Origin of the sequence: Virgibacillus salarius (assembly GCF_039521925.1) — a bacterium.
In the GTDB taxonomy this organism is placed as follows: domain Bacteria; phylum Bacillota; class Bacilli; order Bacillales; family Amphibacillaceae; genus Virgibacillus; species Virgibacillus salarius.
The window spans coordinates 1-21,358 of sequence record NZ_BAAACY010000142.1; the positions used below are offsets into that span (position 1 = coordinate 1).

At 36.5% G+C, this 21,358-nt stretch carries 26 protein-coding genes; 13 read left to right on the forward strand and 13 right to left on the reverse strand.

Annotated elements, in window-relative coordinates; translation table 11 throughout:
• Positions 1 to 279 precede the first annotated feature (279 nt).
• The 6 genes from ABDZ84_RS17185 to ABDZ84_RS17210 all read left to right on the forward strand — a co-directional run bounded on the left by ABDZ84_RS17185 (position 280) and on the right by ABDZ84_RS17210 (position 4,623).
• Positions 280 to 1,146 (forward strand): ComEC/Rec2 family competence protein, encoded by an 867-nt coding sequence (locus ABDZ84_RS17185; protein WP_026679699.1) that lies wholly within the window; start codon positions 280 to 282, stop codon positions 1,144 to 1,146.
• A 68-nt stretch (positions 1,147 to 1,214) separates the two neighbouring features.
• Positions 1,215 to 2,063: an SPFH domain-containing protein gene (locus tag ABDZ84_RS17190; protein WP_034678201.1), complete on the forward strand. Its 849-nt coding sequence runs from the start codon at positions 1,215 to 1,217 to the stop codon at positions 2,061 to 2,063.
• Positions 2,064 to 2,079: 16 nt separating this feature from the next.
• The gene (locus ABDZ84_RS17195; RefSeq protein WP_026679697.1) at positions 2,080 to 2,259 is read left to right on the forward strand and encodes a type II toxin-antitoxin system antitoxin; all 180 of its coding nucleotides are present in this window, start codon (positions 2,080 to 2,082) and stop codon (positions 2,257 to 2,259) included.
• Positions 2,260 to 2,696: 437 nt separating this feature from the next.
• Positions 2,697 to 3,071 (forward strand): GntR family transcriptional regulator, encoded by a 375-nt coding sequence (locus ABDZ84_RS17200; protein WP_026679696.1) that lies wholly within the window; start codon positions 2,697 to 2,699, stop codon positions 3,069 to 3,071.
• The gene (locus ABDZ84_RS17205; protein ID WP_026679695.1) at positions 3,061 to 3,918 is read left to right on the forward strand and encodes an ABC transporter ATP-binding protein; all 858 of its coding nucleotides are present in this window, start codon (positions 3,061 to 3,063) and stop codon (positions 3,916 to 3,918) included. Before ABDZ84_RS17200 ends, ABDZ84_RS17205 begins: the two co-directional genes overlap by 11 nt.
• 6 nt (positions 3,919 to 3,924) lie before the next feature.
• Entirely contained in the window at positions 3,925 to 4,623 is a 699-nt protein-coding gene (locus ABDZ84_RS17210) for a hypothetical protein (protein ID WP_026679694.1), read from the forward strand.
• Positions 4,624 to 4,994: 371 nt separating this feature from the next.
• Here the strand turns inward: ABDZ84_RS17210 and ABDZ84_RS17215 are convergent, their stop codons facing one another.
• From ABDZ84_RS17215 to ABDZ84_RS17240, 6 genes are all read right to left on the reverse strand, one after another.
• Entirely contained in the window at positions 4,995 to 5,765 is a 771-nt protein-coding gene (locus ABDZ84_RS17215) for an ABC transporter permease (protein WP_121604732.1), read from the reverse strand.
• Positions 5,765 to 6,673, reverse strand: a complete 909-nt coding sequence (locus ABDZ84_RS17220) for an ABC transporter ATP-binding protein (RefSeq protein WP_026679692.1) — start codon at positions 6,671 to 6,673, stop codon at positions 5,765 to 5,767. The genes ABDZ84_RS17215 and ABDZ84_RS17220 overlap by 1 nt, the downstream gene beginning before the upstream one ends.
• Positions 6,674 to 6,877 carry a PLD nuclease N-terminal domain-containing protein gene (locus ABDZ84_RS17225; RefSeq protein ID WP_026679691.1) on the reverse strand — a complete coding sequence of 68 codons (204 nt, stop codon included), beginning with the start codon at positions 6,875 to 6,877 and terminating at the stop codon, positions 6,674 to 6,676.
• An 18-nt stretch (positions 6,878 to 6,895) separates the two neighbouring features.
• A complete protein-coding gene (locus ABDZ84_RS17230) occupies positions 6,896 to 7,999 on the reverse strand; it encodes a DUF1648 domain-containing protein (protein WP_121604734.1) in 1,104 nt (367 codons plus the stop codon).
• Positions 8,000 to 8,392: a GntR family transcriptional regulator gene (locus ABDZ84_RS17235; RefSeq protein ID WP_026679689.1), complete on the reverse strand. Its 393-nt coding sequence runs from the start codon at positions 8,390 to 8,392 to the stop codon at positions 8,000 to 8,002. It lies immediately after the preceding gene.
• Between the two features lie 285 nt (positions 8,393 to 8,677).
• The gene (locus tag ABDZ84_RS17240) at positions 8,678 to 9,091 is read right to left on the reverse strand and encodes a helix-turn-helix domain-containing protein (RefSeq protein ID WP_026680494.1); all 414 of its coding nucleotides are present in this window, start codon (positions 9,089 to 9,091) and stop codon (positions 8,678 to 8,680) included.
• A gap of 150 nt (positions 9,092 to 9,241) precedes the next feature.
• Here ABDZ84_RS17240 and ABDZ84_RS17245 point away from each other — a divergent pair, with 150 nt between their 5' ends.
• The gene (locus tag ABDZ84_RS17245) at positions 9,242 to 9,553 is read left to right on the forward strand and encodes a hypothetical protein (RefSeq protein ID WP_026680495.1); all 312 of its coding nucleotides are present in this window, start codon (positions 9,242 to 9,244) and stop codon (positions 9,551 to 9,553) included.
• Positions 9,554 to 9,930: 377 nt separating this feature from the next.
• Here ABDZ84_RS17245 and ABDZ84_RS17250 read toward each other — a convergent pair whose 3' ends face one another.
• The 3 genes from ABDZ84_RS17250 to ABDZ84_RS17260 all read right to left on the reverse strand — a co-directional run bounded on the left by ABDZ84_RS17250 (position 9,931) and on the right by ABDZ84_RS17260 (position 11,853).
• A complete protein-coding gene (locus tag ABDZ84_RS17250) occupies positions 9,931 to 10,062 on the reverse strand; it encodes a YfhE family protein (protein WP_121604736.1) in 132 nt (43 codons plus the stop codon).
• A 58-nt stretch (positions 10,063 to 10,120) separates the two neighbouring features.
• Positions 10,121 to 10,678: a GNAT family N-acetyltransferase gene (locus tag ABDZ84_RS17255; RefSeq protein WP_166530017.1), complete on the reverse strand. Its 558-nt coding sequence runs from the start codon at positions 10,676 to 10,678 to the stop codon at positions 10,121 to 10,123.
• 287 nt (positions 10,679 to 10,965) lie between these two features.
• Positions 10,966 to 11,853, reverse strand: a complete 888-nt coding sequence (locus tag ABDZ84_RS17260) for a TIGR01777 family oxidoreductase (protein WP_166530018.1) — start codon at positions 11,851 to 11,853, stop codon at positions 10,966 to 10,968.
• A gap of 194 nt (positions 11,854 to 12,047) precedes the next feature.
• Between ABDZ84_RS17260 and recX the strand changes: the two genes are divergently transcribed.
• Both recX and ABDZ84_RS17270 read left to right on the forward strand, forming a co-directional pair.
• On the forward strand, positions 12,048 to 12,872 hold the full coding sequence (gene recX, locus ABDZ84_RS17265; RefSeq protein WP_166530019.1) for a recombination regulator RecX: 825 nt from the start codon (positions 12,048 to 12,050) through the stop codon (positions 12,870 to 12,872).
• A gap of 83 nt (positions 12,873 to 12,955) precedes the next feature.
• Entirely contained in the window at positions 12,956 to 13,297 is a 342-nt protein-coding gene (locus tag ABDZ84_RS17270) for a YfhH family protein (protein ID WP_228089106.1), read from the forward strand.
• Between the two features lie 197 nt (positions 13,298 to 13,494).
• Here the strand turns inward: ABDZ84_RS17270 and ABDZ84_RS17275 are convergent, their stop codons facing one another.
• Positions 13,495 to 14,481, reverse strand: a complete 987-nt coding sequence (locus tag ABDZ84_RS17275) for a metal-dependent hydrolase (protein ID WP_343782388.1) — start codon at positions 14,479 to 14,481, stop codon at positions 13,495 to 13,497.
• A gap of 194 nt (positions 14,482 to 14,675) precedes the next feature.
• Between ABDZ84_RS17275 and mutY the strand changes: the two genes are divergently transcribed.
• The gene (gene mutY / locus ABDZ84_RS17280; protein ID WP_343782390.1) at positions 14,676 to 15,794 is read left to right on the forward strand and encodes an A/G-specific adenine glycosylase; all 1,119 of its coding nucleotides are present in this window, start codon (positions 14,676 to 14,678) and stop codon (positions 15,792 to 15,794) included.
• Positions 15,795 to 16,199: 405 nt separating this feature from the next.
• Here mutY and ABDZ84_RS17285 read toward each other — a convergent pair whose 3' ends face one another.
• A complete protein-coding gene (locus ABDZ84_RS17285; RefSeq protein ID WP_162986376.1) occupies positions 16,200 to 16,376 on the reverse strand; it encodes a hypothetical protein in 177 nt (58 codons plus the stop codon).
• Positions 16,377 to 16,535: 159 nt separating this feature from the next.
• On the opposite strand from ABDZ84_RS17285, the gene ABDZ84_RS17290 reads away from it, so the two are divergent.
• The 3 genes from ABDZ84_RS17290 (at position 16,536) to ABDZ84_RS17300 (ending at position 19,260) form a co-directional block, all read left to right on the forward strand.
• Positions 16,536 to 16,709, forward strand: a complete 174-nt coding sequence (locus ABDZ84_RS17290) for a gamma-type small acid-soluble spore protein (protein WP_026680501.1) — start codon at positions 16,536 to 16,538, stop codon at positions 16,707 to 16,709.
• A gap of 165 nt (positions 16,710 to 16,874) precedes the next feature.
• Positions 16,875 to 17,402 carry a nucleoside tri-diphosphate phosphatase gene (gene ntdP, locus ABDZ84_RS17295; protein WP_026680502.1) on the forward strand — a complete coding sequence of 176 codons (528 nt, stop codon included), beginning with the start codon at positions 16,875 to 16,877 and terminating at the stop codon, positions 17,400 to 17,402.
• 100 nt (positions 17,403 to 17,502) lie between these two features.
• Positions 17,503 to 19,260: an ABC transporter ATP-binding protein gene (locus ABDZ84_RS17300; protein ID WP_026680503.1), complete on the forward strand. Its 1,758-nt coding sequence runs from the start codon at positions 17,503 to 17,505 to the stop codon at positions 19,258 to 19,260.
• Positions 19,261 to 19,496: 236 nt separating this feature from the next.
• Here the strand turns inward: ABDZ84_RS17300 and ABDZ84_RS17305 are convergent, their stop codons facing one another.
• Complete coding sequence (locus tag ABDZ84_RS17305) at positions 19,497 to 19,739, reverse strand: hypothetical protein (protein WP_026680504.1); 243 nt, start codon at positions 19,737 to 19,739, stop codon at positions 19,497 to 19,499.
• A gap of 309 nt (positions 19,740 to 20,048) precedes the next feature.
• Positions 20,049 to 21,344 (reverse strand): glutamate-1-semialdehyde 2,1-aminomutase, encoded by a 1,296-nt coding sequence (locus ABDZ84_RS17310; protein ID WP_121604740.1) that lies wholly within the window; start codon positions 21,342 to 21,344, stop codon positions 20,049 to 20,051.
• Between the last annotated feature and the right edge of the window lie 14 nt (positions 21,345 to 21,358).

A 21,358-nucleotide genomic window follows, 5' to 3' on the forward strand; every position in this document is an offset into this window, starting at 1 on the left:
ATCATTTTTTGATAACTGGAATCTTTTTTAACTTCATAAGGGCTAGTTATGTCCCAGCCCCTTTTTATTGTTTCTTAACTACATTTGTCCCATCCTTCTCTTTGCCACATTTTCTGAAGATAAGTGTGTATTTCTCTTGGCAAACCTTTTATATCCTCTATTCAGCAGGAATAGTTTCCTCATACAACTCCCATAAACTAACATCAATGCTATTCATAATTCCGCTGTTTTTGTAAGAAAATAAACCTATATTAAGTTGAAAAAGAGGATGTCTTTATGATTAAAAGTAAGCTATCAATCGGATTTATTTTTTTTATTGCACTTTTTAATGTTCATATAGTTTCCATACATAGTGAAGGATCTTCGGGTATGCAGATGCATTTTATTGATGTTGGGCAAGGAGACAGTATGCTAATAAAAACGCCCGCAAACAAACATATCTTAATCGATGGAGGTCCACCAGATGCAGGGAAACGAGTAGTGAAATATTTAAAAAAACAGGGTGTGAACAAAATTGATTTGCTTGTAGCAACACATCCTGATGTTGATCACATTGGTGGGTTGCCCTATGTGATGAAGCATATCAAGGTGGCAAAAATATTAGACTCTGGGAAGTTACACACAACACGGATGTATGCAAAATATATACAGGAAATACGAAAACAAGCTATTCCTGTGAAGGTAGCCAAACTACACGAAAAACTATTGGTTGATCCGCTGCTAAGTATCCAGGTATTAAACACATACGGTAAATCAAAAAACAATAACCAATCTTCGATTGCACTGAAGGTTAGCTATAAGGAAGTCGACTTTTTATTAATGAGTGATGTAGAAATGGAACAAGAAAAAGAAATAATGAAAAACATAGAAATAGATGCAGAAATTTTGAAAGTTGCCCATCATGGGTCGAATACAAGTACGTCCCTTAGATTTCTTAAAGCCGTGAGTCCACAAACGGCAATATTAACGTATAGTAAGGAAAATGATTATGGACATCCAGTTAACCGTGTGATAAAGAATCTTTATAAGGTAAATGCAAATATATATTCTACAGGGGCACTTGGTAATTTAGTTATTCGAACAGACGGTGAAGATTATCTCGTATTCCCAGAAAAAGAACCATTTTATAATTTAGATGCAAGTTAGCGATTTACAAATATATACAAAAATGATATCATAATGATATAGAAAGCATGGGGAAGGTGTGTATTATTATGATTCGAGAAAAACAGGCGTGGGTAATTAATGGTTTTATAGGGATTTTACTTATTGCAGCATTAGTAGCTGGAACTGTATTTAGTTTTTTCCAGCAGCAATTCGTACTAGGTGGAATCTGTCTAATTCTTGCGATAACGTTAGGTAGTGGTATTACGTTGGTTCAACCAAATCAAGCCGCAGTTGTTATTTTTCTTGGTAAATATATGGGGAGTATTCGGCGAGAAGGAATTGTAATAACTGTGCCATTTTCAGTACGAAGAACAATTTCACTGCGAGTACGAAATTTTAATAGTAAGCGTTTGAAGGTCAATGATGTGAATGGGAATCCAATTGAAATTGCTGCGGTTATCGTATTTAAAGTCGTCGATAGTGCTAAGGCAGTTTTTGATGTTGATCGTTATGAACAATTTGTTGAAATACAAAGTGAAACAGCTATTCGTGCTGTAGCTACCAAATACCCTTATGATACATTTACAGATGCTGAGCTAACATTAAGAGGTAATGCACAAGAGGTGTCTAATGAATTAACAGCAGAACTTCAGGATCGGTTAAATGTTGCTGGTGTTAAGGTAATCGAAGCCCGTCTAACACATCTTGCTTATTCAACAGAAATAGCTCAGGCGATGCTTCAACGCCAACAAGCAAGTGCGATTATTGCAGCTAGAAAGCAAATCGTAGAAGGTGCCGTAGGAATGGTTCAAGATGCTATTTTACAGCTTGAACAGGATGGTTCCGTTGAGCTCGATGATGAACGTCGTGTAGCAATGGCAAATAATCTACTTGTATCGATTGTTTCTGACCATGGCACACAGCCTGTCGTTAATACAGGAACCCTATATCAATAATTAAAAGAGGGGTAGTATGCCGAAGAAAAAGAGTTTTCCATTGCGGATAGATCCAAAGTTATATGAGATATTGCAGATTTGGGCAAAGGATGAGTTTCGCAGCGTAAATAGTCACGTAGAATATGTCTTACGAGAGGCTGCTAAAAAAGCAGGGAGATTGCCAACAAGCCAAGATAAGAAAATTGGAGAAGATTGATGAGGCTAGGATGAAAGAATTTTACCATATAAAACCGAAACGTTATCTAAAATATTTTAATTTCGTCCCAGCTTCTTTCAGCTTGTAGAGAAACCACTGTGTTTTCTACAAGCTTTTTTTGTAGTATAGGAAATTACAAAATTGTCCCATGTGGATAAATATAGGCGTGTTGAGTCGCGTCCAGCTCACGACCATAGCATGCCTTTGCAGTTCTTGGGCACCCGTAAAGCTACGTTCTACTCATACGATAAATCCCCTTATCTTCATTAGAAAGTAGATTCAATCCAGTCTTTGAGTAATTAGTGAGAAATATTAAAAGTTAATTCCTAATTTATTTTTAGGCGAGACACCTAATTTTAAATAAATGTATTGACTAATTAAAGATTTAGTTATATGGTTAGTTACATAAGTAATGAACCAAAGAACAAGGTGATGATATGAAAAACAGTTTAGATGAAAGCAAACCTATTTTCTTGCAAATACGAGAACAGCTTGAAGATGCAATCATTAATGAGTCGATAAAGCCAGGGGAACGTGTTCCATCTACTAATGAATTTGCCAACTATTATCAAATTAATCCAGCTACTGCTGCTAAGGGGATTAATGCGCTTGTAGCTGAGGAAATTTTATTTAAACGGCGAGGTGTTGGTATGTTTGTAACAGAAGATGCTAAAGAAATTTTAATAAAAAAAAGAAAACAAACATTTTATGAAAATTACATGCTTCCATTAAAAGCGGAGGCTAAAAAGCTTAGGATAAGTCTGGAGGAACTAAGAGAAATGATAGATAAGGGGGATACGAATGAAGATTGAAGTTCGTAAAGTAACAAAGCGATACCATCTTGATGAAGCATTAAAGAATGTCTCTTTTACTTTAAAAGGACCAAAAATTTATGGATTGTTAGGCAGAAATGGTGCAGGTAAATCGACCTTCATGGATATTTTAGCAGGGAATATCTTAGCAACTAGTGGCGAGGTATTGATTGATGGTGAAAATCCATTTGATAATCAAACGCTCAGTTCATCGGTTTGCTTAATTAAAGAAGGTAATAATTTTAAAAGGGAGTTAAAGATAAAGGAAGTTATCCGTATCTATGCTTTTTTCTACCCAGAATGGGATCAGCAGCTTGCTGAACAATTACTTCATGAATATAATCTCAAACCTCAGGCAAAGATTAAGACCTTATCAAAAGGAATGGAATCAGCTCTTGGAATAATTGTAGGTTTGGCAAGTAAAGCACCGATTACCATTTTTGATGAACCATATATCGGATTAGATGCAGCAGCACGCAAAAACTTCTATAAACAAATGTTAGAAGAATTCGAAAACGAAAAGCGGATGATTATTTTTTCGACGCATTTAATTGATGAAGTAAGTCTTATGTTTGAAGAAGTACTGATTTTACAAGAGGGACGGCTTGTACTACAAGAATCTGCTGAAGTACTTCGGGAACAAACATGTGCTGTGACGGGAAAAGTGGAGGATGTAGAAGCCTTCATTAAAGGTAAAGAAGTAATTGAAAAGAAACAGTTGGCAGGGATGATGACAGCCTACCTCTTTGGAAGTATGCAAGAGGCTGAAGAACAGGGATTAAAGGTCGAAGGAATTCCAACGCAGGAGCTGATGATCCATCTAACTGAGAAAAAGAGGGGAGCTTAATTAACCATGAATCAGTTAAAGGGACTATTATATTTCTTTTTGGTTGATATTCGTCATTCAATGATGATCTTTTGGACAATATTATTATCCATATTAGTTGTTTGTATTGCCTTTGGTTTTTATCTCGATGCCATTGATGGGGGAATGATGACTTTTAGTTTAACGGCTCCAATTTATATATATTGTAGTATTTTAGCTTTTAACGTGGTAAAAGAATTTATCCCATTTTCTATTAAATTGGGGGCAACACGCAAGAATATTTTTATTAGCATAGGTATCTTCTTTTTCCTACTAGCTATTACAAAAGCAGTTGTTGCAAGTATTCTACAGGAAGCTATTTCATTTTTTACAAAGGTTATTGGTATTGAAGATTTCTACTTTTTACATCTTGCCTATTTTGTAAATGATACGTGGTATATACGAATAGGAATGGATGTCATGTTAATCTTTTTCTTAATGTCACTTATGTTTATGTTAGGATTGGTTTTTTATAGACATGGATTCTTAGGTGGTGGAATAAGCTTAGGTGTGGCTGCGGTTGTATTATTATTTGGTATTGCTCAGGGCTGGTTGATTGACTTTATTGTAGATCTAGTTGTGCATATTAATATGGTATTCTTTCTCCAATTATTCGCAGTTGGATTACTGCTATATCTTGCCTCATTTGCCTTTTTGAAACAAATAACAATTATAAAGGTGCGATAAGGTAGGTGCCAAGCTCCACTTATATTTATAGAAAAGAAGATTCGTTCCAAGCCATCGGCTTTGCTCCGCAATGTGGCGTTCACCGCTGTCTTTCCTTCTACAGGAAATGGAGGAAAGGCAGCGATACATCGCTCTTGTTTATCAAGGAGCTATATATTTTATGAGGTAGAGTAGTGCATTGTTCGTGTAATGAATTAATCGTGTTTGTTATGTTCAATCCCTTTGTTTGACTTGTGTGAACAATGGGGGAACTGCGATAATCCTGATGAAGACGGACAATTTTAGTCTAAGCTATTGGAGAAGAAGACACGGTGTATTCGTCTGATTAAGAAAGCGAGAAGAATTTCCAAGTCTAACCGTTCCTTTTTATGTTAGTGATGTTTCTTTTTAAAACAATAAATAGCTACAGAAAGAATGATTATGATAAGGACAATCGTTGTAAAAGCAGTAGCAATTAATTGGGAGGTAACAGAACCGAGAACAAGCATTTCATGAATATAAGTTGATAAATTAACAGGACTCCACTTTATATGTGTACCAAAAACATTAGTAACAATACTTAAGATTATTGTTGTAAGGATTGTTAAAAATGCAACTAAACCTGGTGTTTGTATAATAGCATTATAAAAAATGGAAATGGTTACAACTAAAGTTAACCAAAGACCGTAATAGAATGTAACAAGTAACATAGATAAAAACTCGATTTCACCGTACAAGCTATTCGTATAATACCAGCTTGCTGTGATACCAAGAAACAAGGAAGTCCAGACAAGCAATAAAAGAGAAAACCATTTTGCTAAAATAATCGAACGGTAGGAGATGGGTTTAATAAGAAGCAAATCCATTACACCATTTTTTTGTTCTCCTGCAATGGTTCCCATAGAGATTAGCACAATTAAGAGAACACCAAGACTGGAAAATTGCCCTAAACTCATTAAAAGTATGTCTTGTGGAGCGTACTCAGGAAGTTCTAACACAGTTCCATCCGGTAATCCACCGATTGATTCTAATATCTGAGGAAGATAATAATTAGAGATTGGATCCATAATTGCTAAAAGAAGGAATACGAGTGGTACCCAAATCCATTTCTTGTTTCGCCAATTCTCTAACATCTCTTTTTGAAGTAAAACCTTAGTATGCATTATTCGTTCACCACCTTCATAAACATATCCTCTAAGGACGTACGATGTAATGTGAGATTTGTGAGTGGCCATTGTTCTTTAGAGGCGATTTGCAAAATTTCCTGTCGGGCATTTTGGATATTATATGCGGTAATCTGAATCGTATCTCTTTCTATATAAACATTTCGTACGGAGGACAAAGTAGAGATTTTATCACGATAAATTGGCAGGTTTTCATGGCATTGAATGGATATCTTGGCTGTTTGATATTTTTGACGTAGGACATGCATTTCTCCTGATTCAATAATTTCTCCCTCTTTAAGCAGCAATAATTCATCGCTAATCTCATCTGCATCGCCTAATATATGAGTAGAAAAAAGAATAGTCATCTGTTGTTTTAACTCTTCCATAAGAGAAAGAACTTCTCGACGTCCAATGGGATCTAAAGAGGAGACTGGTTCATCGAGAACTAATAGCTTTGGTCTATGAATAATTGCTTGAGCTATTCCAAGACGTTGCTTCATCCCTCCAGAATAGTTACCAATTCGTTTGTTTTTTGTATTTGCAATTCCTATTTTTTCCATTAGAAAGGTAGCTCTTTTTACTGATTCTTGCTTAGTTAAACCTTCTAGTTGCCCGCTAAATGTAAGAAATTCCATTCCGGTCATCCAATTATAAAATACAGGATATTGAGGCAAGTACCCAATAAAGCTTCTAGCATCATCGTTTTTTGGTTTGTTTGCAAATTGTATGACACCGGAAGAAGGCTTTAGAAGTCCAGTTAACATTCTTAGAATTGTGGTTTTACCAGCACCGTTCGGCCCGATTAACGCAACGCATTTTTGGGGCGTTAGTGTATAATTAACATTGTTAACAGCTAGCTTATTACTAAATTTCTTGGTTAAATTTGTGATTGTTAATAATGTCATCTATTGTTGCCTCCTCCCGAAAATAAAATATGCAATCGGTCCAATGGTATAAATGAAGATAATAATGAAGAACCACATCCATCTCGGTCCATTCGTCTTTTCGACCTTAGCCCAATCAATAATTGCAATGATTAATAATATTCCTTGTATAACTAGCAACGGAGTAATAACCGCCCAGTTTATGGATTCAAACATTTCCTGCATAGTAACCTATCTCCCTTTTTATATTGCGAGCCATACGATTCCGATCGTGATCAGGACGAACAGGATAACAATAACCCAAGAAAGTGGTCTACCCCAATTCATTGTCCAACCAATTCCAAATCGCTTCTCTAAAAAGATCGTAGGATCGTTTTTATTTACATAAAATTGTCCAAGCTTCCAGTAACGATCATCATCCTTGTCGATTACTTCTACTTGACCTTTGCTTGAAGCTTTAATCCGACTGCCTCCTTGCCCGGTTGTAATGGAAAGGATAATAGCACCGATGGTTAATCCAATACTAATAAGGATAGCTGCACGAATCATTAAAGCTTGCGGTATCGGATACATAAAAGAGAATTGTACAATCGAAAACAGAATGGTTAATAGAATGCCGCCGATAATTGTAAATGCAGACCATCTTCTACGAAATAGTATATTCTGTTGCATAGATTCATTCGGGTTTTCAGCGTTTATTTGCTGCTTAGCTTTACCAATTATTGTATTAACAAAAACGAAAATTAACGTTAAGTAAAGCTGGATAATCGGCATTGCTAACACGGTTCGGTGTGATTTTTCAGCCCAATTAGTAACTTCGCCTTGGAAATTATATTGCATCGGTATTTGTTCAGGGAATTTTGCGTAGGACATCATACTAGCTATGATAGTTGCTATTGCGATAATAATTGAAAAAAGAAACCATGCATTGGAATATCTTAATTTAGATTGGTGAAATTGGGTATGAATGTAAACCTTCTGTGATTTTTCTTGCTTCCAATTAGATAATTTTTTCAACTGTTTCATCTTTATATGGAAAACGTAATAGCTGAGAAAGCTAAGTAGAATAAATACAGAAATGACAATGGCGAGCAGAATTCCAACTGCTGATTCTTCTAAGTCAGTTATCATATCGGTAATAAGAAAAATGCCTGTAGCAAAGGCGCTTAGGAAGCTAATAGCATAAGCATATTGTTTTCTCATTTTTTTAAGCTCTGGGGTATAATACACAGTCTCTGGAATAGATACACCAAAGCTTTCTGTTTTTCTAGTCAAATATGGTACGAAGATAAAAAATATAAACATGGGCACGAGTAAAACGATTAATACTAACGTTATATTATTCATCTAGGATTCACCATCTTTCGTAAATTCTGAATAAATATGTGAACACATGTTAAGAAATTCTTCTTTATTCAAATCTCGACAGATATTCTCAGCAATAATTGGGTGTAGCTCATGCTCCACTTTCGACCTATATTGATCATCTGCTTTTGGTACCCCATCTGGGTTAATGACGACACCCTTTTGACGATGTATATGAAGAAACCCATCTTGTTTAAGTTGCTGATATGCTTTATTGACAGTATGCAAGTTAATTCCGATATCCGCTGCTAACGAGCGAACGGAGGGCAACGTGTCACCAGGACATAATTGTCTTCTAGCAATGCCTTCAATGATTTGTTGAGATAGTTGCAGGTATATTGGATCTTTAGACTCAAAATCTAGTGATATGAACACATTCCATGGCACTCCTTTATATCTGTTATATTTAATGTATAACAGATATAACTTAGTGTCAACGAAAATATAATAGGTTGAGAATCGAAATGTCTCTGAATTCGAGCAATAAGGAATATGTAAAAGTGCTGTTCGAGCTGTGTTATTGTCATCTCAAAGAAACGAGCTACTGAGATCTCGTGAAGATGGATTACTCACAGGGGGTACGGGTTTTTTGGTTGGATAGAAGTAGATATAGCTGATTGTGGAATAGAAAAGAGAACGAAGTAATTTCGTTCTCTTTTATCATATGTTTTTATATTGTTGAATAAGTTCAGCTATCAGTTTATGAATAGAATGTTGCTTCTTAATAGATAATTGTTTCAATTCAAAAATTTCCTTTTTAAATTCAGGATTCGTCATGATGTATTCAACGATTTCAACTGCTTCCTCATCAAATGAGTTAGGAGATGAACTGTAAATCCGTTTAAATTCCTTAAGTAAATCATCACGAAAGGAGTAATTTCCAACTAAATGATCTAGTGATACTTGAAATATTTCGGAAAGTTTTAGTAAAGACATGATATCTGGTGTTACCGAATTATTTTCCCATTTAGCAATAACAGAGCGAGAGATTAAAAGCTTTTCAGCGAGCTCCTTTTGCGTCCAATTATTCTGTTCACGAAGAAATTTAATATTATGTGCAATTTGTTCACGCATGCTACCACACTCGATTGGTTAAATTTAGAAAAAATGAAGCTTTAGTATCTCTCATCCTATCATGTTTATAAAACTTATAATGCTCCATTCTTGTTCTTAAAATACACATATAGTAAAATGTTCTCATATAGATCAATGGAGGGATAGTTAATGATTAGTTGCATGATACTGCACCATTTAACCATCACGAGTCTGACTAAATGTAAAATACTACGTTTTATATTTAAGGATCATGATTTTGAAATTGAAGTTAGGGGTAATAATACTGTTATGGTATTTGTCTATAATGCAGAAAAAATGGAAATATGGCAGGCGGCAATAGCATTTGAGACAACAAACATTATTGTTGGCTATGGGTTTGCGAAGGAAAAATCTGAAGCAAGGATTCAGGCTGAACAAATGATTATAACCTGGTTATCTTTCGTGGAAGAGAAGGAGTTACATCCGCAGCTTTATTATTGAATAGGACTTATGGCATAGAACGTGTGATACATAGCAAAAAAAGCTTGTAGAAATTCTACAAACTTTTTTTGTGTGCGCGGACGAACGAGTAGCACTCGTTTTTCGTGGGGAAAGCGAGCCCTTCACCGAAAATACTCTTATTCATGTTCTAGCTGGCTGAAACGAGTAATGCTTGTTTACGCACATCATCTTTGCTGCACAAACGACAATAACGCTGCCCGTGCAGTTCACGTTCTACTTTCTCTTTTCTCATACGGGAAATTCGCTTACCTTCATTAGAAAGACGGTTTATCGAATCTGTTCTAACGGATATATAACACTACGAGTAATTAAATAAAGCTGTCGAGTTCCTAGGCTCGACAGCCTGTTGAAACCTTTTAGCTTCGGTTTCCTCTCTTAGAGAGCTGATCATATATTTGATCCGCATGCTTGAATTCCTTTTGGTATAAAACCTCTTGCGTTTTAGACAAAAATTTTGCTCTCGTAGATGCACTAATCTGTTTTTTCATGGCAAATCCGTCCTTTTCTTTTTAGTATGGACAAGTAACATATATTTATACACAGAAATCAACCGACTTCTTCTTCAGTGGCTTCCTGAGGGTTTGTAGCAAACTGCTGATACGATAAATATTGTTGCTTCGTTACCACGAATAAATCATAGACTACAGCTTCAAGATTTATCATATGAAAGACTTCCTGATACGTATCGTTAGCCAATGTAACATAAGGTAATTTTGACACAGCCTTTAAGGAACGTATATTTGATTTGCGGACTTTCATGAATACACCCTCAATCGGTGAGCTAGAGAAAATATCATTGAAAAATTGTTCCTTTGCTTGTTTATTATAGCCTTTACCAAAATAAGGCTTCCCGATCCAAGTAGCTAGAAACCCATAGTTTTCCTGGATATCAAATAAATTAATAGTTCCAATTGGATTGCCATACTCGTCTAAAATAGTCCGTGAGATTAATTCTCCTCTTTCTTCTGCTTCCATTGTTTGTTTCGTAATAAAATAGTATTCATCAGTGGTATTTGCTTTGTGCCGAACATAGGGAAAAACAGCTGGATTTACTAATAACTCAAATAATACAGGCACCTCATGTAGATCTCGTGCTTTAAGCATAAAAAATACCCTCCTATTTTCAGGTGGGTATAATGAATAACCAAATGGAAATCCAGTAAGTTTGCCCACCCGCGAATTTTTAGTTAGCTTTCAACAAAAATTCGGGGTGGGAATCGAACCCACTAGAACCGGCATTGCCGGTGGCGCACCATTTGCCTTCCCTATTTAACTAGTATGATTGTCTTGCTATCGTCAACTCTTTCAATTTAAACTTTGTACGTACTATTATTTTACACTGGATTTGATTAAAATGGAATTGTTTTTTGAGAGCAAAAATCGACATACTATTAACGATAAATATGACGTAATGCTTCTGTTAAATATGGAAAGGAATAATGATATCGATGCTCTTCTAATTTATTCGAAATAACGTACTGTCCTTTAGTAATAAGTTGGGACATTTCACCAGTTGCTACATACATAATGGATGAAGGGACGGGTAACCAATATGGGCGTGCTAATGCCTTTGCTAATGTCTTCATGAACACTTTATTTTGCTTTGGATGAGGTGCTGTTACATTTACAGGACCTGCTATTGCTTCGTTATGAATACAGTAATCAATAATACGAACCACATCTTCAATATGAATCCAGGATAGCCATTGCTCACCAGTTCCTATTTTACCCCCAGCAAAAAGCTTTACAGGTAAACTCATAAGAGGAAGTGCCCCTTCTTTTCCTAGGATAACGCCGAATCGAGTATAGATCGTACGTATACCTAATTCTTCTGCTTGCTTCGCAGTTTTTTCCCATTTCACAACTACTTTTGCTAGGAAGTCATCCCCTGCTTGTGTTGTTTTTTCTGAGAACATAAGGTCGTCTGAAATACCATAGTAACCGACTGCTGAACCACTGATAAAAACATCAGGAAGCGTCGATAGTTTTTTAATAAACGTGATTAACCTCTCGGTCGTATGTATTCTACTATCCAATATTTTATTTTTTTTCGTTTCCGTCCAGTATCCAAATAGAGATTCACCAGCTAGATTAACAACTGCTTGAATAGAAGGCAACTCCTCTGGTGGGTAATGATAACCAATGAATGTTGCATCAGCTGTATTCACATACTTCTCAGGTGATCTAGTTAATACGTACGTATGGTGTTGATGAGCATGAAGATGTCTCATTAGTTCCTTTCCAACAAAGCCAGTACCGCCAGTAATTAGAATATTCATTTTGCTTCACCTTCTTCCAAATTAGTTATCTCTATTATATGCGAATATCCTATTTTTTACAGTTCATTTATTCGATCGACCGCTCCTAACAGAAAAAAGCAGATATTTGTCTGTGAAGAATGAGTAATGGACGGATAAAACAACAGGCATGCTGGTTAATGATTTGGTATGATGGAAAAAAGGGGTGTGTGATGATGAGAAAAATTACCCGAATTACGACACAAAAGAAAAATTCTCAACGTTATAATGTTTATGTAAGTGAGGGAGAAAAAGAGTCTTTTGGCTTTGGCATCGATGAAACGATTCTTATCGAATTTCAGCTTCGGAAGGGGATGGAACTGGATGAAGCTACAATAACCGAGCTCCTTAAAAAGGATATCGTTTATAAATCATATCTTCTTGCAATTAATTTCCTAAGCTATCGAATGCGTTCGAGAAAGGAAATTCATGATTACTTGCTTCAAAAAGAAGTTGAACCAGAACATATCTCGATGATCTTAGATCGGTTATCTAATGAAAATCTTATTGATGACCGGCAGTTTGCCGAGATGTTTGTTCGGACAAGGATGAATACATCATCCAAAGGACCAATGATTATAAAGAAAGAACTGATGGAGAAGGGAGTAGCTCCAAAACTTGCTGAAGAAGCAATTCAGTTATATACCTACGAAGCACAATACAAAAAGGTTATTAAATTAGTACAAAAGAAACTTCAACAGAAGAGAAAGGATTCCTTCCGCAAGCAGCTGCAAAACGTACAAGGTACCTTGCAGCAAAAAGGATTTTCACAAGATATTATCCAGACTGTATTAGATGAAAGTAGAGATGGAAAAGATGTGTCGGAAGAATGGACCGCGATTATTTATCAGGGAGAAAAACTTTTAAAAAAGCATTCGCAGAAGCTAACAGGATATGAATTGAAGCAAAAGATAAAAGAAGGCTTATATAGAAAAGGATTTACTTTTGAGTTAATTCATCAGTTTGTTGATGAATATGATAAAGAATCAGATCATTTCTAAAGCATTTTCTTTAGCAGTATGTTTCCATTTCTACTCGGTAATTGGTAGAATGATAAAGGAACGTTGAAAAAAGGATGATTACATTGGCAAACAATTATCGATATAGTGATTACTCACTGGAGCAATTAAGACAAGAAATAGGGAAATTGAAAGAAAAAGCCCAAAGAGCTGAGCAGTTAGGTAATATTTCAGAAGTAGCTGTAAACGAACGAAAAATGCAGGTGGCGCTCGCGTATACACTGAATCCTGAGGATTTTAATGAGCAAGAGACGTATGAATTAAAAAATGATCCGGGCTTTACGTTTAAAATCAATTACATGAATGGTGTGTTTGCCTGGGGCAATCGAATCAATCTTATTGGAGAACTTTATGAAAAGGAAGAGGCTATCCCAATTTCTCTATTGGGTAATAGCGTAAACAAATAAACAGTGTTTCACGGGTCTTCATAAAATAAAATATATGTAATACAAAAATGCCCAAACTAAAATGAATGATTACTGTGGGCACTGGAAATCGGAATCCGCTAAAAGAGCAATTCGGCTCATCAGGCAGATAAAACGTTCGCGCATCGTAGTAAATATTTTAGGTTTAAAGGTAAGGAGCTGACCAGGCGCAGCTCCTTTTAAATCGGACTTTCTTCCACATATAATTTGTTTTGCAGTTTGTTTTCTGAAAAGATCCAGCCCGTATAGGAACTAATTATTTCCATATTTTCATCGATCTGTACGACTGCAATAAAGGGATAATGTCCTTTTGAGCGGTAGCGTAAATCGATAAATCGGACTTCTGTGAAGTCATCATAGTCGTTTATTTCCCAACGATATACCGGCGAAAAAGATAAAAAGGCAGAGATATTTTTATCTTTTAAAGCAATTTCCATTATTTTTGTATCTGGTAATGGTACTTTATTGAATTCATCAACAATTTCAATATGATTATTTTCAACGCTACCAACATAAAACTTTTGATCTGTTGTTATTGCCACCCGCCAATAGTTTTGTTTAATGGTAGGTGATGTCGCAATTTGCTCAACATCAGGGTAGTGTGCTTTGATCCTCTTAACGATGCTTCTTTTGTCAATATATCGTTTAATATAATAGAGAAAGATAACCGCATAGATGGTAATCCATGTATAGCCTGGATGAGCACCTAATGCCCAAGCGGCTATTCCAGCTATGTGCAAGAAGAAGATATAGGGATCAAAGGTATTAATGAACCCATGTGCTATCCATTTACTTGTGAAAGGGCGATAAGCCTGTGTACCATAAGCATTAAATATATCAACAAATACATGAATAACCACAGCTAAAGCTGTCCATAACCACAAGTGGAAGAAATTCACTTGTGGAACAAACAGATGAATAATATTTGCAATTAATATTCCCCAAATAATTACAGCGGGAATGGAGTGAGTAACTCCTCGATGGTGTCGAATATATGTCGCATTATTTTTTAATTTTAATACAGTATCAAAATCAGGAGCATGAGAACCGGCGATGGTTCCAACAAGTACTGCATTAAATAAAATAGGATCATTGTGAACTACTGGATCTAATGTAGCTAATCCTCCTAGTGCAACACCCATTACAATATGGGTACCAGTATCCATAGATCAGGTCCTCCTTAGGTTGCCTATACTGTTTTCTAGTTTTAATTTGTAAGTTTTCGGTAAAGGGCTATCGTTATGATGTATCATCAATTAAACAATTACGGATTTTGCGATTTTTGTCTGATGTTGACCTCGTAAATCGATGGAATTCGTAGATTTCATATTATTTATTGTACCATACAGGATGTGATTTTATGAGAGATAAAAAACTACAATCTATTGACATTTCAGGATTCCAGAATGATCTAATACATTGGTATCAGAACAATAAGCGTGATCTTCCCTGGCGAAAAGATAAGGATCCATATAAAATTTGGGTTTCAGAAATTATGCTACAGCAAACAAAGGTAGATACAGTTATTCCTTATTTTTATCGATTTATTGAAAAGTTTCCAACTGTCCAAGCACTTGCAGCTGCTGATCAGCAGGATGTTCTAAAAGCTTGGGAAGGGTTAGGATACTATTCCCGCGCAAGGAATTTACAAAACGCTGTTAAGGAAGTTGTAGCTTCATATGATGGAAATGTGCCGGCTAATCCAGAGGATTTAGGAGCCTTAAAAGGCGTGGGTCCGTATACCAAAGGAGCTATCCTATCGATTGCCTTTGATCAACCAGAACCTGCGGTTGATGGCAATGTAATGCGGGTTTTCTCACGGTTATTATTGATCGAGGATGATATTGCACAGCAGCGTACAAAAAAATTATTTGAGTCTTATGTGCGAGAAATGATTGATGAATCAGACCCATCCTCCTTTAATCAGGCAATTATGGAGCTTGGGGCCTTGATATGTACTCCAAAATCACCGGCATGTCTATTATGCCCAGTTCAAGAGCATTGCCAGGCATTTGCTGAGGGTAGGCAAGAAGAATTACCAATTAAAAAGAAAGCAAAGAAACAAAAAACAATACCATATGTTGTGCTCCTAATAAAAAATGAAGAAACAGATACGTTTATCATTGAAAAACGCTCTGATAAAGGATTATTAGCTAATCTTTGGCAATTTCCAATGGTACCAATAAAAGAAATAGGATGGGAACATCTGGAAAGATGGTTCTATAATGAGTACGGTATTACCCTTCAATTGCAGGAAAAGAAAGGGAAGTTAAAGCATGTTTTTTCACATATTATTTGGCAACTTGATATTTATACGGCAACAACGAATATAAGTGTTATGGATGACCACAGATTAAAGGCAGTGGATATGTGTGAGTTAGTCAATTATCCATTTCCAGTTTCCCATCAGAAAATGATGACGTATATCGGTGCTAATCAAATATCACATAATCTTGGCGAGGCTGAGACAAAAGAATGAAGAAACAACGAACGATGATTAGTTGAAATTAATTATCGTTCGTTGTTTGATCAAAATCATTCATTTAGCACCTAAAATAAGCGAGACTCCGGCGTCCCCGCGGAAGGCGAGTATAGTTTCACGGTGCAGCGATGTTACTCCTATTGATAACATGATTATTCGTATTTTGAGTAAGAAGTTGTGTTTTGTCCTAGCCTCGCCTTCTTTTATAGTGTAGGAAATTATAAAAATAGCCCATGTGGAAAAATATGGGCGTGTTGATCCGCGTCCAGCTCCAGCGCCCAGAAACTCGGCGACTTCACGCCCCTACGCTAAGTCATCAGCGGCTCGCAAACTCGCCGTGATTCCTATATCTCCATTGACTCGCTCCAGTCGCTACGATTAATACGGGCGCTTGTGCTTTTTTTATTCTTGTCGGTTATGCATTTCTTTATTAATTTCATGCAGAATGGTTAGGCCCTCAGGGTTAATATATGGTAGCAGCTGAGATAATGCATGCTGAAAGTATACTAATTCTTCCTCATTCCACTTTGTCTTACTCATCATAGATAGCTCTGTAAAGTCTCTCTTCGATGTGGTCATTATTTCAGCCTCCAAAGCAATGCTTATCCTTAATATATGTATTTATTTCGTATCTATTCAATATTGGTAAAAACATCCACACCATGCTTTTTTTACTAAATAAAATTTGGATAAAGAAACGTGTTAGTGGACAAATTAATTATTGCGGAGGTGATATTGATGGCTAAAAAACCGAACAAAACTACTGCAGGTACAAACGTTCAAAAGGTTAAGCAACAAAACCAACAAGCCGCTCAAGGGCAAGGTCAGTATGGTACTGAATTTGGTGCTGAACAAACCAATGCTCAGGAAGTTAAACAGCAAAATCAAAAATCTCAGCAAAACAAAAAGTAACTGCGTCCCCCCAATTATTAAGAGCTCCCTTTCTTTAAGGGGGCTCTTTTATCTTTTGAGCATTTTATGTTCTTGTGTATGGTTCGTAATACTTTATATTTGGACTTATTCCCATTATAATAAATGCATGGTCAGTAACGGATGACAAGAAGAAAGGGAGATTGAATGGTTGCTCCGAAATCGGGAACAAAAATTCAGATACAAAGCTATAAACACAATGGACAACTTCATCGTGTATGGGAAAATAGTCTAGTTTTAAAAGGAACGGAAACAATTGTCATCGGAGCAAATGATAAAACAGAAGTAAAAGAAAGTGATGGAAGAAAGTGGATTACTAGGGAACCGGCAATCTGTTATTTCCATTCCAAATATTGGTTTAATATTATCGGTATGCTTCGAACGGATGGCATTTATTTTTATTGCAATATTAGTTCCCCCTTCATCTTTGAGGAAAATGCGATTAAATATATCGATTATGATTTAGATGTGAAAGTTTATCCCGATATGACATTCGATTTATTAGATGAAGATGAATATGAAGAACATCGAAAGCAAATGAACTATCCGAGGGTGCTTGATCGTATATTGCACCAACAATTGGAATATTTATTACGCTGGGTTCGACAAAAAAAGGGACCGTTTCTTCCTGGATTTGTCGATGAATGGTATGAAAGATATTTAACGTACCGTTAATAAGAAACCTTGTTACAAAGCTTGTAGCAAGGCTTTTGTTTGTAGCTATGATGTTATGCGTATAGAAATGAGAATACTAATGATAAGGAAGTTTCTAGACATGAGTTCGATAAAACAGTACATGAAGTTTGTAAAACCATATAAATGGAAGATTATTTGGACAGTACTTGTGGGAATTGTGAAATTTGGTATACCTTTACTGATGCCGCTTATATTAAAATATGTTATCGATAATATTATTGGTAATGACGGTTTGAATCAAGCTGAAAAGACGTCTCAGTTAATTTGGATAATGGGAATAGCCTTTACGATTTTCGTTATTCTGCGTCCACCCATTGAATATATTCGACAGTATCTAGCGCAATGGGTAGGCAACACCATTCTATTTGATATTCGCGATCGGCTTTTTGATCATATACAAAAGTTAAGTCTAAAGTTCTATTCAAAGACAAAAACCGGAGAAATTATTTCCCGGGTAATACATGATGTCGAACAGACAAAGACTTTTGTCATAACAGGTTTAATGAATATCTGGTTAGATCTTATAACCATTCTGATTGCGATTGGGATTATGCTAACAATGGATATTGGGTTAACGATTGTTTCAATTATTTTATTCCCATTCTTTGGTTTTTCCATAAAATATTTTTATGCACGACTACGCCAGCTAACTCGTGACCGATCCCAAGCTCTTGCGGAGGTACAGGGGCATTTACATGAAAGGGTACAAGGAATGCCAGTCACAAGAAGCTTCGCTTTAGAGGATTACGAACAAGAGCAGTTTGAGTTTAGAAACCGTAACTTTTTGAACAAGGCACTTGATCATACAAATTGGAATGCAAAGACATTTGCAGTAACGAATACCATTACCGATTTAGCACCATTATTGGTAATCGCTTATGCAGGGTATCAAGTAATTCATGGGAATTTAACGATGGGGACCATGGTGGCATTTGTTGGCTATATGGAGCGAGTTTATAGTCCGCTACGACGACTCATTAACTCATCTACGACACTCGTTCAATCCATTGCGTCCATCGATAGAGTTTTTGAACTAATGAGTGAAAAATACGATATTGTTGATAAAAAGGATGCTATTGAAGTAGAACATGTAGCAGGGGATGTAATGATTGAGAGTGTATCCTTTCAGTATGATGATGAAGAAAATGAAGTATTAAAAAGTATTAGCTTACATGTTCAACAAGGCGAAACAATTGCTTTTGTTGGTATGAGTGGTGGGGGTAAATCAACACTTGTCAGTTTAATACCACGCTTTTATGATGTAACAGCTGGTGCCATAAAAGTAGATGGTATAGATGTTAGAGATATGAAAGTCCGATCGCTTCGAGATAAGATTGGAATGGTTTTACAGGATAATACGTTATTTAGTGAATCTATTGCCATGAATATAAGGATGGGAAAGCCGACTGCTTCTGATAATGAGGTTATCGAAGCAGCAAAGGCCGCGAATGCTCATGAATTTATTCAAAGTCTGCCAAATGGATACGATACTTTAGTAGGAGAACGTGGTGTGAAATTATCGGGTGGACAAAAGCAACGTATTGCAATTGCTCGTGTGTTTTTAAAGAATCCGCCGTTACTAATTTTTGATGAAGCGACATCGGCACTTGACTTGGAAAGTGAGCATACGATTCAAGAAGCGATGGAGCATCTCGCATCTAATCGAACAACATTTATTGTTGCGCACAGGTTAGCTACGATAACGCATGCTGATCGAATTGTTCTTATTGAAGATGGGGAGATCAAGGAAGTTGGCTCGCATGATGAATTAATGAAAATGCAGGGACATTATTATGACCTATACCAAGTGCAGCATCTAGATGATGGGACATTATAGAACAGATGCACATGAGAAATTTTGCATGTGCATCTTTTTTCATAGTCTAGGATATTAAAAAATTTGCCCAATAGTTAAATATGGACGTGTTGAGCCCTGTCTAGCTACAGCGCTCAGAAACTAGGCGTTTTCACGAATCGCTCTACACTAAGTCATCATCCACTTGCAAGCTCACCTTGATTCCTTTATCTCCGTTGACTCGTTCCGTTTCAAATTGGTCGCTTGTTCTTTTGTTCTTAATCTAATTGAGCGAATTGAATGAAAGTTTTTTCATCTTCAATTAATCCACAGGAAGCACACTGTACTCTGTACTTAGGGCCTTGGTATATAGTATGAAAAACTTCTACATTACCATCTTGATAATTATTAATCGTCTCACCTGTAGTTGCATCAATTTTTATCGGCTGAGCAACTTGTTCAATTTTATTAAAACGAGTTTTGTTAGTTTTGCAGTTTGGACAGCGATATGGTTTATTCATAATACCCTCCAAAAAATTGACGTATGCTTAGTTTGTGGCAAAGCAGGAAAAGTATGCATCAACTGATCATTAGAGATATGTTTTGTGAGGAAAAGAAAATTATAGTGGTGAGCCGTCTCCTTCCGTGGACAACGCTTCAGCATCCTTGGTAGCAAAGAACGCTAACAGCGGAATCTTCAGTAGTTGCTTAGAGGAGTATTCGCTTCTTAAAATTCATACTGTCTACGTAGCTTGATAATTAATGTTGGAGGAGGAATACATAAAAAAACTGTTCCACAAGTTTTAGACTTATGGAACAGCTTCTCCATCTTATTTATCTGCCATTTGTTTAAATGCATTTCCTACTGCTTCAATCGTTTCAGCAATGTCCTTTTCCGTATGCTCGGTAGTTAAGAACCATGCTTCATACTTAGATGGTGCAAGATTAATTCCTTGTTCCAGCATCAGTCGGAAGAACGCTGCAAAAGCTTCACCATCACTCGCTTCTGCTTGAGCGTAATTAATGATTTGGCCATCTCCGAAATAAACCGTTAATGCACCGCATAGGCGATTAACAGAGATAGAGATCCCATGGTCACGGGCTTTTTCAAGAATACCTGCTTCAAGTTGTGTACCTAGGGTATCTAATTTTTCATAGACCCCATCTTTTTGCAGGACTTCCAGACAAGCAATACCTGAGGCCATAGATGCAGGATTTCCTGCCATGGTTCCTGCTTGATATGCTGGTCCGAGAGGTGCAACCTGTTCCATAATTTCTTTTCGTCCACCGTATGCACCAATTGGAAGTCCACCACCAATAATTTTACCCATTGCGGTCATATCTGGTTCAATTCCATATAGTTGTTGAGAGCTACCGTATGTAAATCGGAAAGCCGTGATAACTTCATCGTAGATAACAAGAGCACCAGCTTCATGAGTTAGGTCATTAACTGCTTGTAAAAAACCTTCCATTGGTTCAACAATTCCAAAATTACCAACAATCGGTTCAACTAATATGGCTGCAATTTGCTCTCCCCACTTATCTAATGCTTGTTTGAGGGCGTCTATATCATTAAATGGAACCGTAATGACATCTTGAGCTACGGATTCAGGTATTCCAGCTGAATCTGGTGTACCTAAGGTTGCTGGTCCGGAACCTGCTTCTACAAGGACTGCATCAAAATGTCCATGATAACAGCCGGCGAATTTAATGATCTTTGTTCGATTCGTATAAGCACGAGCGACACGTATGGTAGTCATCACTGCTTCTGTTCCAGAATTGACAAAACGAACCTTTTCTAATGATGGAATCGCTTCTTTTAGCATTTTAGCAAACTGATTTTCTAGTCGAGTAGGCGTTCCATATAATACACCAGTCGTAGCTGCATGTGCGATTGCTTTTGCAATATGGGGATGTGCGTGTCCTGTAATAATTGGACCATAAGCTCCTAGATAATCAATATATTTATTACCATCAACGTCCCAAAAATAAGCACCTTGGCCACGTTCCATGTATACCGGTGAACCGCCACCTACTGCTTTATAAGCTCGAGATGGTGAATTCACTCCTCCAACAATATGCTTGAGTGCTTCTTTATGAAGCGCTTCTGATTTAGTAAATTCCATGGTATTGCCTCCTT

Coding starts and splice junctions, on each gene's coding strand:
- ABDZ84_RS17190 (WP_034678201.1), top strand. CDS start 1,215: ATGATTCGAGAAAAACAGGCGTGGGTAATTAATGGTTTTATAGGGATT.
- ABDZ84_RS17195 (WP_026679697.1), top strand. CDS start 2,080: ATGCCGAAGAAAAAGAGTTTTCCATTGCGGATAGATCCAAAGTTATAT.
- ABDZ84_RS17200 (WP_026679696.1), top strand. CDS start 2,697: ATGAAAAACAGTTTAGATGAAAGCAAACCTATTTTCTTGCAAATACGA.
- ABDZ84_RS17205 (WP_026679695.1), top strand. CDS start 3,061: ATGAAGATTGAAGTTCGTAAAGTAACAAAGCGATACCATCTTGATGAA.
- ABDZ84_RS17210 (WP_026679694.1), top strand. CDS start 3,925: ATGAATCAGTTAAAGGGACTATTATATTTCTTTTTGGTTGATATTCGT.
- ABDZ84_RS17215 (WP_121604732.1), bottom strand. CDS start 5,765: ATGCATACTAAGGTTTTACTTCAAAAAGAGATGTTAGAGAATTGGCGA.
- ABDZ84_RS17220 (WP_026679692.1), bottom strand. CDS start 6,673: ATGACATTATTAACAATCACAAATTTAACCAAGAAATTTAGTAATAAG.
- ABDZ84_RS17225 (WP_026679691.1), bottom strand. CDS start 6,877: ATGCAGGAAATGTTTGAATCCATAAACTGGGCGGTTATTACTCCGTTG.
- ABDZ84_RS17230 (WP_121604734.1), bottom strand. CDS start 7,999: ATGAATAATATAACGTTAGTATTAATCGTTTTACTCGTGCCCATGTTT.
- ABDZ84_RS17240 (WP_026680494.1), bottom strand. CDS start 9,091: ATGCGTGAACAAATTGCACATAATATTAAATTTCTTCGTGAACAGAAT.
- ABDZ84_RS17245 (WP_026680495.1), top strand. CDS start 9,242: ATGATTAGTTGCATGATACTGCACCATTTAACCATCACGAGTCTGACT.
- ABDZ84_RS17250 (WP_121604736.1), bottom strand. CDS start 10,062: ATGAAAAAACAGATTAGTGCATCTACGAGAGCAAAATTTTTGTCTAAA.
- ABDZ84_RS17255 (WP_166530017.1), bottom strand. CDS start 10,678: ATGCTTAAAGCACGAGATCTACATGAGGTGCCTGTATTATTTGAGTTA.
- ABDZ84_RS17260 (WP_166530018.1), bottom strand. CDS start 11,853: ATGAATATTCTAATTACTGGCGGTACTGGCTTTGTTGGAAAGGAACTA.
- recX (WP_166530019.1), top strand. CDS start 12,048: ATGAGAAAAATTACCCGAATTACGACACAAAAGAAAAATTCTCAACGT.
- ABDZ84_RS17275 (WP_343782388.1), bottom strand. CDS start 14,481: ATGGATACTGGTACCCATATTGTAATGGGTGTTGCACTAGGAGGATTA.
- mutY (WP_343782390.1), top strand. CDS start 14,676: ATGAGAGATAAAAAACTACAATCTATTGACATTTCAGGATTCCAGAAT.
- ABDZ84_RS17285 (WP_162986376.1), bottom strand. CDS start 16,376: ATGACCACATCGAAGAGAGACTTTACAGAGCTATCTATGATGAGTAAG.
- ABDZ84_RS17290 (WP_026680501.1), top strand. CDS start 16,536: ATGGCTAAAAAACCGAACAAAACTACTGCAGGTACAAACGTTCAAAAG.
- ntdP (WP_026680502.1), top strand. CDS start 16,875: ATGGTTGCTCCGAAATCGGGAACAAAAATTCAGATACAAAGCTATAAA.
- ABDZ84_RS17300 (WP_026680503.1), top strand. CDS start 17,503: ATGAGTTCGATAAAACAGTACATGAAGTTTGTAAAACCATATAAATGG.
- ABDZ84_RS17305 (WP_026680504.1), bottom strand. CDS start 19,739: ATGAATAAACCATATCGCTGTCCAAACTGCAAAACTAACAAAACTCGT.
- ABDZ84_RS17310 (WP_121604740.1), bottom strand. CDS start 21,344: ATGGAATTTACTAAATCAGAAGCGCTTCATAAAGAAGCACTCAAGCAT.